The sequence below is a fragment of the Streptomyces sp. CA-106110 genome (assembly GCF_050936285.1).
Classification (GTDB): Bacteria; Actinomycetota; Actinomycetes; order Streptomycetales; family Streptomycetaceae; genus Streptomyces.
In genome coordinates this window covers 8398230-8414023 of sequence record NZ_JBNJNB010000001.1, presented here as the reverse complement: position 1 = coordinate 8414023, position 15794 = coordinate 8398230, and the positions used below count along the sequence as shown (strand labels likewise).

At 70.0% G+C, this 15794-nt stretch carries 14 protein-coding genes, 1 other RNA gene and 2 pseudogenes; 8 read left to right on the top strand and 9 right to left on the bottom strand.

Going from position 1 to position 15794, the window contains the following annotated elements; all coding sequences use genetic code 11:
• Window positions 1-76: 76 nt before the first annotated feature.
• Window positions 77-502 (bottom strand): hypothetical protein, encoded by a 426-nt coding sequence (locus ACQEXA_RS38830; RefSeq protein ID WP_432927032.1) that lies wholly within the window; start codon window positions 500-502, stop codon window positions 77-79.
• A 293-nt stretch (window positions 503-795) separates the two neighbouring features.
• Here ACQEXA_RS38830 and ACQEXA_RS38825 point away from each other — a divergent pair, with 293 nt between their 5' ends.
• The gene (locus ACQEXA_RS38825) at window positions 796-1830 is read left to right on the top strand and encodes an IS630 family transposase (protein ID WP_432923211.1); all 1035 of its coding nucleotides are present in this window, start codon (window positions 796-798) and stop codon (window positions 1828-1830) included.
• Window positions 1831-1998: 168 nt separating this feature from the next.
• Window positions 1999-2268: a hypothetical protein gene (locus ACQEXA_RS38820; protein ID WP_432927034.1), complete on the top strand. Its 270-nt coding sequence runs from the start codon at window positions 1999-2001 to the stop codon at window positions 2266-2268.
• Window positions 2269-2281: 13 nt separating this feature from the next.
• Here the strand turns inward: ACQEXA_RS38820 and ACQEXA_RS38815 are convergent, their stop codons facing one another.
• Window positions 2282-3178 carry an RNA polymerase sigma-70 factor gene (locus ACQEXA_RS38815; protein ID WP_433132359.1) on the bottom strand — a complete coding sequence of 299 codons (897 nt, stop codon included), beginning with the start codon at window positions 3176-3178 and terminating at the stop codon, window positions 2282-2284.
• A 433-nt stretch (window positions 3179-3611) separates the two neighbouring features.
• Between ACQEXA_RS38815 and ACQEXA_RS38810 the strand changes: the two genes are divergently transcribed.
• Entirely contained in the window at window positions 3612-4013 is a 402-nt protein-coding gene (locus ACQEXA_RS38810; protein ID WP_432927038.1) for a hypothetical protein, read from the top strand.
• Between the two features lie 47 nt (window positions 4014-4060).
• Window positions 4061-6463, top strand: a complete 2403-nt coding sequence (locus tag ACQEXA_RS38805; protein ID WP_433132357.1) for a SpoIIE family protein phosphatase — start codon at window positions 4061-4063, stop codon at window positions 6461-6463.
• 184 nt (window positions 6464-6647) lie between these two features.
• On the opposite strand, the gene rnpB is transcribed toward ACQEXA_RS38805, so the two are convergent.
• The 4 genes and pseudogenes from rnpB to ACQEXA_RS38785 form a co-directional block, all read right to left on the bottom strand.
• An RNA gene (gene rnpB / locus ACQEXA_RS38800) (RNase P RNA component class A) lies at window positions 6648-7067 on the bottom strand.
• 115 nt (window positions 7068-7182) lie between these two features.
• Window positions 7183-7899 (bottom strand): annotated as a pseudogene (locus ACQEXA_RS38795) (DMT family transporter); the annotation flags it as partial.
• Window positions 7900-7983: 84 nt separating this feature from the next.
• On the bottom strand, window positions 7984-8838 hold the full coding sequence (locus tag ACQEXA_RS38790; RefSeq protein WP_432927042.1) for an AraC family transcriptional regulator: 855 nt from the start codon (window positions 8836-8838) through the stop codon (window positions 7984-7986).
• Window positions 8839-8901: 63 nt separating this feature from the next.
• A pseudogene (locus ACQEXA_RS38785) lies at window positions 8902-9470 on the bottom strand (Uma2 family endonuclease).
• Window positions 9471-9660: 190 nt separating this feature from the next.
• Here ACQEXA_RS38785 and ACQEXA_RS38780 point away from each other — a divergent pair.
• The 4 genes from ACQEXA_RS38780 (at window position 9661) to eda (ending at window position 12626) form a co-directional block, all read left to right on the top strand.
• Window positions 9661-10452, top strand: a complete 792-nt coding sequence (locus ACQEXA_RS38780) for a MerR family transcriptional regulator (protein ID WP_432927044.1) — start codon at window positions 9661-9663, stop codon at window positions 10450-10452.
• A complete protein-coding gene (locus tag ACQEXA_RS38775) occupies window positions 10449-11048 on the top strand; it encodes a hypothetical protein (protein WP_432927046.1) in 600 nt (199 codons plus the stop codon). Before ACQEXA_RS38780 ends, ACQEXA_RS38775 begins: the two co-directional genes overlap by 4 nt.
• A 34-nt stretch (window positions 11049-11082) precedes the next feature.
• Window positions 11083-11883 carry a peroxide stress protein YaaA gene (gene yaaA, locus ACQEXA_RS38770; protein WP_432927048.1) on the top strand — a complete coding sequence of 267 codons (801 nt, stop codon included), beginning with the start codon at window positions 11083-11085 and terminating at the stop codon, window positions 11881-11883.
• A 68-nt stretch (window positions 11884-11951) separates the two neighbouring features.
• Window positions 11952-12626: a bifunctional 4-hydroxy-2-oxoglutarate aldolase/2-dehydro-3-deoxy-phosphogluconate aldolase gene (gene eda, locus ACQEXA_RS38765; RefSeq protein ID WP_432927050.1), complete on the top strand. Its 675-nt coding sequence runs from the start codon at window positions 11952-11954 to the stop codon at window positions 12624-12626.
• On the opposite strand, the gene ACQEXA_RS38760 is transcribed toward eda, so the two are convergent.
• From ACQEXA_RS38760 to ACQEXA_RS38750, 3 genes are read right to left on the bottom strand one after another with little or no spacing between them, the layout of a single operon-like run.
• Window positions 12601-13902: a bifunctional RNase H/acid phosphatase gene (locus ACQEXA_RS38760; RefSeq protein ID WP_433132355.1), complete on the bottom strand. Its 1302-nt coding sequence runs from the start codon at window positions 13900-13902 to the stop codon at window positions 12601-12603. The two genes, eda and ACQEXA_RS38760, sit on opposite strands and share 26 nt — an antisense overlap.
• A gap of 12 nt (window positions 13903-13914) precedes the next feature.
• Window positions 13915-14658 carry a zinc ribbon domain-containing protein gene (locus ACQEXA_RS38755; protein ID WP_360989441.1) on the bottom strand — a complete coding sequence of 248 codons (744 nt, stop codon included), beginning with the start codon at window positions 14656-14658 and terminating at the stop codon, window positions 13915-13917.
• On the bottom strand, window positions 14655-15548 hold the full coding sequence (locus tag ACQEXA_RS38750; protein WP_432927054.1) for a Nif3-like dinuclear metal center hexameric protein: 894 nt from the start codon (window positions 15546-15548) through the stop codon (window positions 14655-14657). Before ACQEXA_RS38750 ends, ACQEXA_RS38755 begins: the two co-directional genes overlap by 4 nt.
• Window positions 15549-15794: the final 246 nt, after the last annotated feature.

The following is a 15794-nucleotide window of genomic DNA, read 5'->3' as shown; positions in this document are numbered from 1 at the left end:
TGAATTTGGCTGGTCCGCCGCAGGCAGCGGACCAACTGAGAATTGGCACACCGACCGCGGGGCATGCCACGGCTGATCAGTAGCCGACATCCCGGGCCTCATAGCCCTGAAGCCCAACGGGCAGCAGGGATGGCACCAGCATGCAGAGGTACCAACCTACGTCGGTGAAGCCCGGCGAGGTGGGAAGGCTGCGTCGGTTTATGGTCGGGATGAAACTGCAGGTCTTGCGGCCCGGGAAGAAGAACAGCTGTCCACCGGTCTCCGTGGCCGCGTGGTAGATGCACACGGCAACCTCGTAGGGCGCGTTCCCCGGTTCATCCAGCAGCGTGAGCACCTCGTCCCTGCAATCACGGGCGACGGACTGCCAGTCGTAGAGGCCGTTGTCGTTCACCACGTACGAGATGCCAAGAGGCTCCTCCAGCGACCATCCCTCGGTCGTCAGGGCGTCGACCGTGGCCCGGACCGTGACCTCGCACGCGAACACGAAGTCAACGTCAGACATCCTGGACGACACAGAGGCTCCTAACTGAGGTCATCGTGGCACGGCATCGTCGTCGACGATGGGAGCACATGTCGATCGCTCTGACGGCAGCCGCATGAGGTTGCATCGCTGGGCCGCCCGAGGGGAAACGGCACTGACAGACGGTGACAGCTAAGCGGATGACCTGAAGTTCTGCGCGGAATCTGGAGCGGCAGCGGCGGCCTGGCGCGATGGCCTCGATGACGAGAAGACCTCGCCGGGTGTTGTATCGAGGTTGACCAAACTACGACAAAACCGGCGAGGTCAAGGCCAGTATGCGTCCGGCATCCGTGTTCGCCAACCGCCCCGGTCCGGCGTACCAGCACCTGTATCACCTGCTGCATCACCGGTGGCGAGAGGCCTCCCGCGCGGTGATCGTGCTGCTGTCCGCGGCCGGCATGACCGCAGGAGAGATCGGCGAGCTGCTCGGCTACCACCCGGCCACGGTGCGCCGCTGGATCCATCGCTACAACACCGCCGGCCTGGCGGGCCTGGCCGATCGCCCCCGCGCGGGGCGGCCCCGGCTCGGCGGGCCGAGGCTGGGCGAGCGCATCCGCCGCCTGCTGACCCGCCCCGGGCCGTGGACCATCCGCCGGATCTGGCGCCGCCTGGGCCGGCCGAAGATGAGCCTGCGCACCGTGTACCGGCACACTCGCGAACAGGCGGCCTGGCGGCGGCCCCGCCTGGTGGCCAGGGGTGACCCCGAGCGCAGGCGCACCCTCGCCGCCCTGCGCCGCCAACTCGCCGCCCTGCCCCACGGGTCGGTGGTCTGGGCCGAGGACGAGACCCACCTGCACCTACTGCCGCACGTGCGGGCGAGCTGGATCCTGCGCGGGACGCGGCAGCAGGTGGCCACCCCAGGCAAGAACCGGCAGGCCACCGTCTTCGGGGCCCTGGAAGTGGCCACCGGCGCCTGGGTCTACACCCTGGGCCGCCGCAATGCCGCCGCCTTCGTCGCCTTCCTCCAGCTACTGCTGGCCGCCTACCCCGCCGCCCCGGTCGTCGCGGTGGTCTGCGACAACGACAGCATTCATCACGCGAAGGCGGTGACCGCCTACCTGGCCGACCAGCCCCGCCTGCGCCTGCTGTTCGGCGCCCGCTACAGCCCGCACGACAACCCGGTCGAGCGCATCTGGGCCGCGCTGAAGGCCCACATTGCCAACACCGCCGTCACCTGGCCGGGCCGCCTGCGCCAGGTCCACGCCTTCTTCCGGCAGCGCTCACCCACCCAGATGCTGACCACCGCCGCACCCTGGGCCTCGCCCTGGCTGCCGAAGAGTTACGCGCAGAACTTCAGGCAAGCCGCTTAGTCCCGGCGTCCACGCAGGTCACAAGGGCAGCTACAGTGAGCCGCCGCAGGTGACAGACTTGGGTCATCACTTCCAGAAGAACTGGTGTCTCCCAGTGAGCTCTTGACTCGGACCCTGAAACTCCACTGCCCTCGGAGCCTACCGACGGCCCGTGCCAGACTGCGCGCCATGACGAATGAACTCCGGCCCGGCACGGCGCTTGTCACGGTGACCGGTCGAGAATTCGCGGCCGTGGATGCAGTGGACGAGAGTCTCACCGACGTCTTCCCGTATGCCGGACCTATGCGTGTCAGCATCACCGGGGAGGGGATCTGTCGCGCCTCGCTGCTGCAGGTCGGCGGACCGGTCGATGAGAAGCCCAGGCAGGCCCTGCCACCAGCGCCTCCGCGTACGGCGTCTTCCAAACTAGTGCTCCAGAACCCGGTCAGCGGCGCTTGACTGAGTCACTGGCTCAACTGTCCAGAGATGCCACGTAGGAAGCCAGCTTGGCAGGGCTCACCACCCACATGATGCGTTCGATGCCGCGTTCCGATGCATCAGCGGTCACAAGACCCACCACGTCACCGTGGCGCATCACGAGGGCAGCTGGCCTGCCGTTGGCCTCTACCCAGCGGATATCTGTCTCGGGCCAGAAGCGCGGGGAGTATGCGACAAGGGTCTTGGAGACATGTGGGCGGCCGACGATCGGAATCTTGGATGCCCCGCGCTTCCCTGCACCGTCGGCGTAGCTGACCACGTCGGCCGCGAGAAGCTTCTCCAGCGCCGCCAGATTGCCGGTTTGCGCCGCTTCGACGAACGCCCTCAGCAGACGGCGGTGAGCGGTAGAGCTGACCGGCTCTTTGCGTTCCGCTGTCAGGTGCTTCCGGGCACGGCTTACCAACTGGCGCGTATTGGCTTCGCTCGTCTCCAAGATATCCGCGATCTGTTTGTACGGATAGATAAAGGCTTCCCTCAGCACGTAAGCAGCACGTTCCACGGGGTTCAACTTCTCCAGAAGGAAAAGAACCGCCATGTCGAGTACCTCTGCCCGTTCCGCCCCCAACTGCGGATCCGCGCTCGTATCGATCGGCTCCGGAAGCCAAGGCCCGATGTAGGACTCCCGCTGCATCCTGGCGGACTTGGCATGGTTGATTGACAGGCGGGTGGTGATCGTGGTCAGGAACGCCGCCGGCTTCTGGATGTCGGCATGGTCGATGGTCTGCCACCGCAGCCATGCCTCCTGGACGATGTCCTCGGCTTCCGCGGCACTGCCAAGCACGCGGTATGCGATGCCGAATAGTCGGGGACGCGCCGCCATGAAATCCCGTGTTGCCTGCTCAAGGGAGTCTGCTTTTTCACGCGTGCGCATGAGTGGCCTCCAACTCGTGATCACCATGCTATTAGCGGGTACAGTGGGGCGCTCGCCGAGACGGGCAGGTGTCCCGCTCCCCTCCAGCGGTTGACTCAGGTCACCTTCACCTGGACCACGTGCACTCGTACTGGTGGATCTTGTTCCAGTCCACGCCGTCGAACGCCGGCACCCACGCGAATCCAGCACCCAGGGGTGCTGTGTCCCAGCCGTGCCTCATGGCGTCTCCACTCACGGCCCGATACCGAGCGCAATCGTTCAGTAACTTTCGATTTGACTTGCGGAGCTGTCACAAAGTGGAGGGCTGGTTTGACATTCGACCGAAAAGGTTGAAATGGGACCTCTCTTCCCTCGGCTGCGCAAGGACAACATCCAAATGTTGACAGAAAACATCACTAAGGCAACTCTCGGTAGTGAGGTCAACGGCCTCGGCATGTCCGACACAGCATTCGCGCTGCTCGACGAACTGGGCACGGTTGTCGGATGGACGCAGGCTGCCCAGCGGCTCGTCGGTCATGGTGCCGGGGACATCATGGGCCGTTCTGCCGCCCTAGTGGTGCCCGCCTTCGAGGCAGCAGCCACCACCTCAGGGTTCGTCGAGCCCTGCCTCGCCGAGAACGGCCGGCCGGGCGCGACGTCTGTACGCCACTGCGGCGGTCACCTGATCGACGTCAGCCTGCGGATCACGGCACTGCGAGGCCAGGACCCGGCCGAGGTCGTCCACGTCCTGCCGGGACCCATGCTGCTCCAGCCGTCCACCCCGCCGTGGTCCTGGTCGCCGCAGCCGACCCGCGTGAGAGCGACAGCCACCTGGGTGAGGAGGACAGCTCGATGACCAGCGCGGACAGGGTGACCTTTGGTGAGCGTTTGAATATGCGCGAGATGCCCGAGTCAGCGGTCGCGATGCTCGACGAGCGTGGAACGGTGGTCGCATGGACGCAGGCCGCCGAGCGGCTTCTCGGGTACTCCGCCGGGGACGTGGTGGGCCGGTCCGCCGCACTCGTGCTGCCGTCTTCCGGGGAAACGCCGACGATATCGGCCTTGATCGAGCAGTGCCGTGCCCAAAATGACTGGTCGGGCATGATGACGGTGCGCCATCGCGATGGCCGCATGCTGGACCTCAATCATCGGATCTCGACGTTGAGGGGGCAGGACGGAACCTTCCGGTGGCTTGTGTCCGCCACCGACATCGGCACGCTCTCCCGGGACGCGGGAAACGGATCGGTGCGGGAGTCGCTTCTCACCCACGCGCCGATCGGCATCGTCGTTCGTGACCCGCAGCTGCGTTGCGTCTGGGTGAACGACACAATAGAGAGCCACGACGGCATCTCCCGCGACCGGCGGCTCGGCCGTCGAATCACCGAGTCCCTGCCCGGCTTCGAGGCCGAAGCCCTGGAAGCGGTGATGCAGCAGGCGCTGCGGAACGGCACCACCGCGGTCCACGAGTACCGTGTGTGGCCGACGGAAGATCCGCGCCGGGAGCATGCGTTCTCGGTCTCGTACTTCTGCCTCCAGGACGCGGACGGCACGACACTGGGGGTGTGCTGCATCAGCGTGGATGTCACCGGCAATCAGCGGACGCGCGAGCGCTTTGCCATCCTCAGCCAGGCCCGCACGCGTATCGGCAGCACCCTGGACATCATGCAGACCGGGCAGGAACTGGCCGATCTTGCCGTGCCCCTGCTGGCCGACTACGCCTACGTCGACCTGGGGGAGTCCGTCCCGTTCGGCGAAGAGCCCCCGACCCGAATCGACACGATGAGCGGTCGCCCTCCCGTTTTCCTCCGTGCCGGTCAGGCCTCGATCCACCCAGGAGTCCCGGAGTCGTCCTTTGCGCCAGGGGAGACGGTTTTCGTCCCCGCAACCTTGCCGCACGCCGGCGTTCTGCGCACAGGGAGGTCCTACCTGGAACCGGTGCTGGACACCTCTCCTGGGGCATGGATCGACCACGACCCGACGCGGGCGCAAAAGATCCGTGAGCACGGGACACATTCCCTGATGATCGTGCCCATCATTGCGCGGCGCGCCGTCCTGGGTATCGCGCTGTTCCTCCGCACCGAGGACCCCGTCCCCTTTCACGAGGATGACCTGCTCCTGGCCGAGGAGCTCGTCACCCGGGCCGCGCTGTCATTGGACAACGCCCGCCAATACACGCGCGAACACACCGCGGCCCTCGCGCTCCAACGCAACCTGCTGCCCCACCGTTTGATGGGCGGCGCGGCGGTCGAGGCGGCCTGGCGCTACCTGCCGGCCGACACGGAAGCCGGCGTCGGAGGCGACTGGTTCGACGTGATCCCGCTGTCCGGCGCCCGGGTGGCCCTCGTCGTCGGCGATGTCGTCGGACACGGCATCAACGCCGCCGCGACCATGGGCAGGCTCCGCACCGCCGTACGCACGCTCGCCGACCTGGAGATGCCCCCCGACGAACTGCTGGCCCGTCTCGATGGCACGTTCCAGCGACTGGCCGAGGCGGACGTCGACGCCGCGGACCAGGCCCCCACGGTTGTAGGCGCCACCTGCCTGTACGCCGTCTACGACCCGATCACCCGAAGGTGCACCATGGCACGGGCCGGGCACCCTCCGCCCGCGATCATCGACCCGCAGGGCCGGGTCACCTTCCCCGACCTGCCCACCGGAAGCCCACTCGGCATCGGGCTGGGGGTTCCCTTCGAGGCCGTGGAGCTGGAACTGCCCGAGGGCACTCTCCTCGCCCTGTACACCGACGGCCTGATCGAAGCCCGCGACCACGACATCGACGTGGGAATGCGCCGCCTGGCCGCCGCCCTGGCCCAACCGGATCGCGCCCTGGAAGACCTGTGCACCCGAGCGACGCAGCCCCGCCCGCGTCAGGCACCGTCCGACGACGTCACCCTGCTTCTGGTGCGGACCCGCTCTCTCAATCCCGCCCAGGTCGCCTCCTGGACGCTGCCGAACGACCGGACCGCTGTCCGCAGCGCCCGGCACATGGCAGCCCGTCAGCTGACCGAATGGGGCCTGGAAGGTCTCCAGGACCCCACGCAACTGATCGTCAGTGAACTGGTCACCAACGCCATCCGCCACAGCACCGGCCCAATCGGACTGCGTCTGATCCAGCATCAAGTCCTGACCTGCGAAGTATTCGACACCGACGCCAACTCCCCACGCTTGCGTCACGCACGCGCCATCGACGAAAACGGCCGCGGCCTCTTCCTGGTCACCCAGCTGTCCCGCAGATGGGGCACCCGCCCGGAATCCGGCGGCAAAGTCATCTGGGCCGACCTGGACTCCGCACCCTCACACGGTTGAGCAGACGCCCGGCCACGTCCACGGCCGGGCCGTCCCTGGGACGTCCGAGGCCGGAGGTACGCGAGTGCACAACGCGTGCACACTCGCGCGGGAACGCCCGGGAACTCGCAGGTCGAAGCGGGCACTGCCCGGACACGGTAAAGGGCCCCGCCCAGACCATAAGCCCAGGCCAAAGCCCAGACGGCAGACGAGTCGGGCTGTACGCCGGGTTCTGTCCCCCGAGGTCCTCGCGGCCCTCAGGGTGACGGCCATCCATCTAGGACCGGCGTTGCCGCCGGCCTCGTGCGGTCTACCCGCGGACTCGGGCGGGCAGCCCTCGAACGTCCGCGCAGGAACGCCCCTTCTTTCGGAGGGGTGCCCCCTTTTGACCTTGCTCCGGGTGGGGTTTACCGAGCTGCCCAGGTCACCCTGGGCACTGGTGGTCTCTTACACCACCGTTTCACCCTTACCGGGGCCGTACGCATACGGTCCCGGCGGTTTGCTTTCTGTGGCACTGTCCCGCGGGTCACCCCGGGTGGCCGTTAGCCACCACCTTGCCCTGTGGAGCCCGGACGTTCCTCGGGGAGCCCCTAGGGGGACTCCACGCGGCCGTCCGCCCGGCTCGTCTGCCGTATCGACCATGGTACCGGGCGTGCCGAGCGCTTGGGTGCCGCGGCCGTCGCCAGCACCGAGCCGGCGAGGATCAGCGCGAAGGCGACGACGATGCCCGCCGTCAGCCGCTCGTTCAGGAAGATCGCGCCCGCCGCGACCGCGACCGCCGGATTGACGTACGTGATGACCGTCGAGCGGGTCGGGCCCACCTCCTTGATCAGCTCCAGGAAGGCCACGAAGGCGACGGCGGTGCAGATGACGCCCAGTCCGGCGAGCGCGGCCAGCACCTGCGCGGACGGCACGGTGCTCGGCCAGGTGGCCGCGGCGGCCGGGGCGTACACCAGTGCCGCGAGGGTCAGGCAGGGCGCCGTGAGGTGGAGCGAGGGCACGTCCTTCATGTACCGGGCGGCTATCAGCGGCGCCGTGGCGTAGCCGAGCACGGTCACCAGCACCTCGGCCAGGGAGCGCGCGTCGCCGCCGGTCAGATGCGGGATCGTGAGGACCGCCACGCCCCCGAGGCCGAGCGCGAGCCCGACGATCCGCCGGACGCCGAGCCGTTCGGTGGCGCCGAAGAAGCGGGCCATGACCACGCCGACGATCGGAACGCCCGCGATGAGCAGGCCGGCGGTGGAGCTGGACAGATGGCGCTCGGCGTCGGTGAGGGTGAACCAGGGGCCGATGATCTCGATGCACGCGAAGGCCAGCATCGGTGCCCAGTGCGCCCGTACGGTCCGGATCAGGCCCCCTTGGCGTAGCGCGAAGGGCAGCAGGAGCAGGGCACCCAGCGCACAGCGCGTGAACACCACCATGGACGGGGACACGGCGTCCACCGCCACCTTGATCATCAGGTAGGGGACGCCCCAGATCACTCCCATCAGGGAGAACAGGAACCAGCCGCGTGCAGTCATACCGGCAGTGTCGGCGTCTGCTCACCCCGCGTCTTGAACGCTGTTGCGGTACACCGTCACGGACACGCTCGTGCGGTACGCCGCCGGGGTCACCCCGAGCACCCGCCGGAACCAGCGCGTCAGATGCGCCTGGTCGGCGAAGCCGACGAGGGCGGCCACCTCAGCAGGGCGCAGGCCGGCCTCCAGCAAGGTCCTGGCCCGGTTCACCCGGTGCTGGGCGAGCCAGGCGTACGGAGGCACCCCCATGGTCGTGCGGAAGGCACGGAGCAACTGGTAGCGGGACAGGCCGAGCCCGGCGGCGAGGTCGGCGAGGGAGGGCGGGGTGACGAGTTCGTCGGCGAGACGGTCCCGTACGGCGTGGGCGATGGAGGCCGCGCCGGGGATCGCGTCGTCGAGCGCGCGGGCCGTGGAGTGGCGGCGGGCGAGCGCCGTGAGCAGCCAGGGCAGGCGCGACTCGGCCTCCAACGGGTCGGGGCAGACGCTCAGTTGGGTGTGTGTGGCACGCAGCGCGGCGACGAGTTCGGGGTCGTCGACGACGGGTTCGCGGAAGTGCGGGAGGCCGCCCAGGATGCCGTCGGCGAGCAGCGACGGCTCCGCGTACAGGGCGCGGTAGGCGTAACCGTCGGTGGCGGTGGCGGGTGCACCGGTGTGCATCTCACCGGGGTCGAGGACGACGATCGTGCCCGGTCCGGTGCGGATGTGGCCGCCGCGGTAGTCGATGACCTCGGAGCCGCCGGTGCAGACGCCGATCGTGTACTCGTCGTGGGCGTGCGGGGCGTAGCGGTGCTGGTCGAAGCGGGCGGTGAGCAGGTCGAGCGACGGCCCGCAGCGGCCGAGATGTGCCCTGGTCCAATGGGCCTGTTCACGTGCGCTCACCCTGCACCCCCCTCATCAGGGGGTGCAACGCCTTCAGCGCCCGTTTCCATACCGCCGAGGAGCTCAGAGGAAGTCGGTCGTGTCCAGTTCGAAGGCGAACGGCTCGGGGAGGGTCAGCGACTTGCCGAAGGGGAACGTGCAGTGCTGGCGGTAGTCGTCCTTCTCGGGTTCGCTGAACAAGGTGATCGAAGAGGCTGCGCGGTCGACCAGCAAGTTGAGGGGGATGTCGCCGCGGGCGTAGCAGCGGCGTTTGACCTCGCGGTCGGTCCTGGGCTTGGTCGACGTCACCTCCAGCACCATGGCGACTCCCTCGCAGGGAATCCAGGGGTCGCGCTCCGGTAGAGGCGCAGATCCCTGGGGGCGAATGTGCCGTCCGGGATGATGTGGTCTTTCGGGGCTCCACCCTCGTTCTTCAGCTTCAGCCCCTTGTTCCCGGAGAACTGCATGTCGGTCCGGGACCGCCTGTACACCTGCATCACGATCAACTCGATGTAGTCCTCGTGATCCCCGTCCGGCGGCGGGGTCACAACGATCTCCCCCTCGATCAGCTCAGCCCTGAAACCCTCCGGGATGTCCAGAGCGAGAAACCCCTCCAGCAGGACCTCTGCCTGCGTGAGCGGCTCATGGGCCATGGCAGTCACGTCACCCCCCTTCGGTCGCTCGCCAGACTGGGACATCGGAAGATCAACTGTCCGTGAGATCGGGAACCGTTCCCTCGATCGTGGCACACGATCACGGCCACCGTCAGGGACATCCGGGCACGTGAGAAGCGGCGGAGTGCTCGCTTGACCCTGCCGCGACGTCAGCGTTTGTACTGGTGCCATGCGGATCGGAGAACTGGCCGCGGCCGTCGGCGTCACCACGCGGACCGTGCGCCACTACCACCATCTCGGGCTCCTGCCCGAACCTGACCGGCGCCCCAACGGCTATCGGGACTACGGACTGCGGCATGCCGTGGTCCTCGCCCGGATACGGCGGCTGACCGAGCTGGGCCTCGGTCTCGCCGAGGTGCGGGACGTGCTCGCGGACGACGAGGGGCGCGACCTCGCCGAGGTGCGGGACGTGCTCGCGGACGACGAGGGGCGCGACCTCGCCGAGGTGCTCGCGGAGCTGGACGAGGACCTGGCGCGGCAGGAGGCGGCGATCCGTGAGCGCCGGGCCCGGCTGCGCCTGCTGCTGGAGCGGGGCCGGCCGGGCGAGGACCCCGTCTCCCCCGAACTGGCCGCCCTGTTCGCCGGGATGGAGCGCTTCCTCGATTCCCCCATGGCCGCCAAGGACCGCGAGGTGCTGGCACTGATCGAGACCGCGGCCGGACCCGAGGAGCGGAAGCGGCTGGCGGCCGCACTGGGCGAGGCGTTCGGGGACCCGGCCGCCGTGGAACAGGCGCAGGACGTCTATGCGCTGCTCGACGCCCTCGTGGACGCCGGCGTGGACGATCCGCGGGTCGAGGAGGCCGCCCGGGCGGTCGAAGCGTGCCTGCCGGACGGTCTGGTGCCCGAGGAGGGCGTCGACGACGACCACGCCTTCCTGCATGCGCTCTACGCGGACATGTCACCGGCCCAGGCGGAAGCCGTCCGCCGCGCGCTGCGGATGCACCTGCGGGGCCGGCGATGAGAACGGCGTGCGTCCTGGTGCGGCACGAGATGCGGCTCCTTGCGAGCCTGGCGCTGTGGGCCGCGCGCCGGACCCACGGGACGGCCGGCGGCCAGGCCTTCGGATACGCACGGGGACAGGGCGCGGTGCTGTCCGGGTTCGCGTTCGTGTGCGTGGTGGAGACCTTCACCATGTCCGTGCTGCTGCGCGGCTGGCCGTTGCTGCACCGGGTGGTGCTGTTCCTGGACGTCTACACCGTCGTCTTCGTCGTCGCCCTGTACGCGGCCCACATGGTGCGCCCGCACGTACTCGACCGCACATGTCTGCGCGCCCGCCGGGCCGCCCACGTCGATCTGCGCATCCCGCTGGAGCGCATCGGGACCGTGCGCCGCGAACTGCGCACCGTGCACGAACGCCGCGAGGGCGAACTGGACCTCCCGGTCGGCTCCCAGACCTCCATCACGCTCGAACTGACCGAGCCGGTCGTCCACCTCACCTTTTTCGGCCACAGCCGCCCGGTCCGGGTCGTCCGCTTCCACGCCGACGACGCCGACCGTGTCGTACGGGCGCTCACGCAGGCGCGATCGGCACGGCCCCAAGGGGACCCCGTAACCTGACGAACGCCCCACCACTCGCTCCTGAGGAGAATCCGTGCTCGTCCTGCTCCCGCCCTCCGAAGGCAAGGCGTCCTCCGGTCGCGGTGCCCCGCTGGACCTCGGGTCGCTGTCGCTGCCGGGGCTGACCGCCGCGCGGGAGGCCGTCCTCGCCGAGCTGGTGGAGCTGTGCGGGGGCGACGAGGACAAGGCATGCGAGGTGCTCGGACTCAGTGAGGGCCTGCGCGGGGAGGTCGCGAAGAACACCGGGCTGCGGACCGCGGGGGCGCGGCCCGCGGGGCAGATCTACACCGGTGTGCTGTACGACGCACTGGATCTGTCCTCGCTGGACACGGCAGCGAAGCGGCGTGCCTCCGCGTCGCTCCTGGTCTTCTCCGGCCTGTGGGGCGCGGTCCGTGTGACCGACCGCATCCCCTCGTACCGCTGCTCGATGGGAGCGAAGCTGCCCGGACTCGGGGCGCTCGCCTCCCACTGGCGCACGCCGATGGCCACCGTCCTGCCCGAAGTGGCGGGCGACGGACTGGTGCTCGACCTGCGCTCCTCCGCGTACACGCCCGCATGGCGGCCGAAAGGCGTCGTCGCCGGGCGGACGGCGACCGTGCGGGTACTGCACTCCCAGGTGGTGGACGGCGTGGAGAAGCGCTCGGTCGTCAGCCACTTCAACAAGGCGACGAAGGGGCGCATCGTCCGCGCCCTGCTCACGGCCGGAGCCGCGCCCAAGCACCCGGCGGCGCTTGTGGAGGCGCTAAGAGACCTCGGCTATGTGGTGGAGGCCGAGGCGCCCGCCGGACCGGGGAAGGCGTGGTCCCTGGACGTGGTGGTGACGGAGATCCACTGACACTCGGAGGCATTGCAGCATGCGCAATGAGCTTTGCGCATGCTGTTTTCGCTGGGCAGGATACGGCCATGACCACGCCACTGCCCTCGTCGCCGTCCGCCGTTCCGGTCCTCGATCTCGCGCCCGTCGTCCCCGTGGTCGTTCTGGACGACGCGGCCGATGCCGTACCCCTGGCGCGGGCGCTCGTGGCGGGCGGGCTGCCCGCGATCGAGGTGACGCTGCGCACCCCTGCCGCGCTCGACGCGATCCGTGCGATCAGGGCCGAGGTCACGGACGCGGTGGTCGGGGCGGGCACGGTGATCAGCCCCGGGCAGGTGGACGACTGCGTGGCGGCGGGCGCACGCTTCCTGGTCAGCCCCGGCTGGACGGACACGCTGCTGGCGGCGATGCGGGCGTCCGGGGTGCCGTTCCTGCCGGGCGTGTCGACGACGTCGGAGGTCGTGGCCCTGCTGGAGCGGGGCGTACGGGAGATGAAGTTCTTCCCGGCGCAGGCGGCCGGCGGTACGGCGTATCTGAAGTCGCTCGCCGGACCGCTCCCGCAGGCCCGCTTCTGCCCTACGGGCGGCATCGGCCCCGAGAACGCCCCCGAGTATCTGGCACTGCCCAACGTCGGTTGTGTGGGCGGGACATGGATGCTGCCCGGGGACGCGGTCGCGGCGAAGGACTGGGCCCGCGTCGAGCGGCTGGCGCGGGAGGCGGCGGGGCTGCGCCGCCCGATCAGCGCAGAGGGGACGTGTCGTTGAGGAGGCGGAGACTGGCGTTGCCGTCGCCGTAGTACGCCACCGCGGTCAGCGACGCCGCCGACAGTTCGATGCGGAACAGTGCCTCGGGAGGTGCGCCGAGAGCGAGGCGGACGAGGGTCTTGATGGGCGTGACGTGCGAGACGAGCAGGACCGTGCGGCCCGCGTGGGAGGCGAGCAGCTTGTCCCGTGCGGCGGCGACCCGGCGGGCGACCGCCTCGAAGCTCTCGCCGCCGCCGCTGGATTCGGCCTCCGGATCGCTCAGCCAGGCGTTCATGTCGTCGGGGTACCGCTCGCGCACCTCGCCGAACGTGAGACCCTCCCAGGCCGCGAAGTCCGTCTCGCGCAGCCCCTCCTCCACGCTGACGTCGAGTCCCAGGCGGGCGGCGGCGATCCCGGCCGTTTCACGGCAGCGCACGAGGGGCGAGGAGACGACGGCCTCGATGGTCCCGCGTGCGGCGAGCGCTCCGGCCACGAGTTCGGCCTGGCGGCGTCCGACCTCGGAGAGCGCCGGGTCGCTGCCGCCGCTGCCGGAGAACCGCTTGAGCGGGGTGAGGGCCGTCTCGCCGTGGCGCAGCAGCACGAAGGTGGTGGGGGTGCCGAGGTCGGGCGGGGCCGAGGCGACGTTACGGGCGGCCCGGACGTCGGCGCCGGCCCGCTCCGCCCGGCCGGACCCGGCGCTCGCGGCCGCGCCCTCCTGCCGCCGGTCCGGTGAACGGACGCCGGAGGACGAAGCGGCCGAGGCCGCCAGGGCCGCCCGCGCCCGCGCAGCGCCGGCGCTCGCATCAGCCGGCGGCCCGACCGGATCAGGCGCCGTCACGCCGTTCACGTCCAGGTCCGCGGTGGACCGGGACGCGTCCCACTGCTCGCCCCGCTTCCCCGCGTCCATCGCGTCGTTGGCCAGACGGTCCGCGTGCTTGTTGCGTTCGCGCGGGATCCACTCGTACGTGACCTGCCCGGCGGGGAAGACGGCGGCCGCCTGCATCGCCAGCGGTCTCATGTCCGGGTGCTTGATCTTCCAGCGGCCGGACATCTGCTCCACGACCAGCTTGGAGTCCATGCGGACCGACACCCGTGCGTCCGGGTCCAGTTCGCGGGCTGCACGCAGCCCGGCCAGCAGTCCCCGGTACTCGGCGACGTTGTTGGTGGCGGTGCCGATGAACTCGGCCCGTTCCGCCAGCGTTCGGCCGGTCGCCGCGTCACGCACCACGCTGCCGTAGCCCGCGGGCCCCGGGTTGCCCCGGGACCCGCCGTCGGCCTCGACGATGAACTCCCGCACGCCGTACGCCTCTTACAGTCCGGACTCGGAGGTGCGCACCAGGATGCGGCGGCAGTTCTCGCAGCGCACCACCGTGTCGGGCGCGGCCGCGCGGATCTCGCTGAGCTCGGTGATCGCCAGCTCCTGGCGGCAGCCCTGGCAGGTGCGCTGGTACAGCTTGGCCGCGCCGATGCCGCCCTGCTGCTCGCGCAGCTTGTCGTACAGCTTCAGCAGATCCGCGGGCACCGAACCCGCGACGACCTCGCGCTCCTTCGTCACCGAGGCGGCCTCGCCGTCGATCTCCTCGAAGGCCGCGCCCCGGCGCGCCGTGGCGTCGTCGATCTTCGACTGCACCGACGCGACACGCTCGGTCAGCTCGGCGACCCGCTCCTGCGCGGACTCGCGGCGCTCCATCACCTCGAGGACGACGTCCTCCAGGTCGCCCTGCCGCTTGGCGAGGGAGGCGATCTCGTGCTGGAGGTTCGCCAGGTCCTTCGGCGAGGTGACCGCGCCGGAGTCGAGGCGCTGCTGGTCGCGGGTGGCACGCTGGCGCACCTGGTCCACGTCCTGCTCCGCCTTGGTCTGCTCGCGGGCGGTGTCGCTCTCCTCGGTCTGCGCGGCCACCAGCAGGTCGCGCAGCTGTGTGAGGTCCTTGGTCAGCGACTCGATCTCGGCATGCTCGGGCAGGGACTTCCGCTTGTGCGCGAGCTGCTGCAGGCGTACGTCCAGGGACTGGACGTCGAGGAGTCGGATCTGGTCGGCGGGCGCGGCGTTCAGTTGGGGGCTCCAGGGGTATCGGACGGTGCGCGCACAGCGCTCCTCGGAAGGGCGGTGGCGGGCGCCGCGTGGGCGGTCCAGGGGTCGGTGACCGTCTTCGAGACATGGACGCGCAGGTCCCATCCATGACGGTCGGAGATCTCGTCGAGCTGGGCGGCGGCCAGCTCGCACCAGGGCCATTCGGTGGCCCAGTGCGCCGCGTCGAGCAGCGCGAGAGGACTGTGGGCGCCGGCGGCCATGAACTCCGACGCCGGGTGATGGCGCAGGTCCGCCGTGAGGAAGGCGTCGACGCCGGCCGCGCGGACCTCGTCGAAGAGACTGTCGCCGGAACCGCCGCTGACGGCGATCGTGCGGACCAGTGCCTCGGGGTCCCCGGCCACCCGGATGCCCTGCGCGGTGGCGGGCAGCCGCTCGGCGGCGCGGGCGGTCAGCTCGAGCAGGGTCACGGGGTGGTCCAGCTCGCAGACCCGGCCGAGGCCCCGGCGGCCCTCCGGATCGGTCGGGTCCGGGACCAGGGGGCGCAGGACCCGCAGGTCGAGCGCGCCGGCGAGGGCGTCGCTGACGCCGGGGTCGGCCCGGTCGGCGTTGGTGTGGGCGACGTGCAGCGCGATGTCGTTCTTGATCAGGGTGTGCACGACCCGGCCCTTGAAGGTGGACGCCGCCACCGTCGTCGTACCGCGCAGATAGAGCGGGTGGTGGGTCACCAGAAGGTCGGCGCCCAGCTCCACCGCCTCGTCGACGATCTCCTGCACGGGGTCGACGGCGAACAGGACCCGGGACACCCCCTGGCCGGGGTCACCGACAACCGTGCCGACCGCGTCCCAGGACTCGGCCCGCTCGGCGGGCCACAGGGTCTCCAGCGCGGCGATGACTTCAGACAGACGGGGCACGGGGAAAAGGCTACCTGCCCCGGGTCCCTGCCCCATCGGTCACGGACGACGGGCCGGACGGACGGGCGCGGCGGCCCCGGATGCCCGCCCGGGAGGGCCGGGTGGGCGGGTGCGAGAAGGGAGTCGCGAGAGGACCTGCGCCGCGCGCCGGGGAGGTGACGAGAGGCCCGGATCCGTGGGAGGAAAAGGTCGGGAGGGGACCGGGCGGGTGCGAGAAGGGGATCGCGAGAGGACCTGTGCCGCGCG

Excerpts from the sequence above, each read along its gene's own strand:
- ACQEXA_RS38830 (WP_432927032.1), bottom strand. The coding sequence starts at position 502 with ATGTCTGACGTTGACTTCGTGTTCGCGTGCGAGGTCACGGTCCGGGCC.
- ACQEXA_RS38825 (WP_432923211.1), top strand. The coding sequence starts at position 796 with ATGCGTCCGGCATCCGTGTTCGCCAACCGCCCCGGTCCGGCGTACCAG.
- ACQEXA_RS38820 (WP_432927034.1), top strand. The coding sequence starts at position 1,999 with ATGACGAATGAACTCCGGCCCGGCACGGCGCTTGTCACGGTGACCGGT.
- ACQEXA_RS38815 (WP_433132359.1), bottom strand. The coding sequence starts at position 3,178 with ATGCGCACGCGTGAAAAAGCAGACTCCCTTGAGCAGGCAACACGGGAT.
- ACQEXA_RS38810 (WP_432927038.1), top strand. The coding sequence starts at position 3,612 with ATGTCCGACACAGCATTCGCGCTGCTCGACGAACTGGGCACGGTTGTC.
- ACQEXA_RS38805 (WP_433132357.1), top strand. The coding sequence starts at position 4,061 with ATGCCCGAGTCAGCGGTCGCGATGCTCGACGAGCGTGGAACGGTGGTC.
- ACQEXA_RS38780 (WP_432927044.1), top strand. The coding sequence starts at position 9,661 with ATGCGGATCGGAGAACTGGCCGCGGCCGTCGGCGTCACCACGCGGACC.
- ACQEXA_RS38775 (WP_432927046.1), top strand. The coding sequence starts at position 10,449 with ATGAGAACGGCGTGCGTCCTGGTGCGGCACGAGATGCGGCTCCTTGCG.
- eda (WP_432927050.1), top strand. The coding sequence starts at position 11,952 with ATGACCACGCCACTGCCCTCGTCGCCGTCCGCCGTTCCGGTCCTCGAT.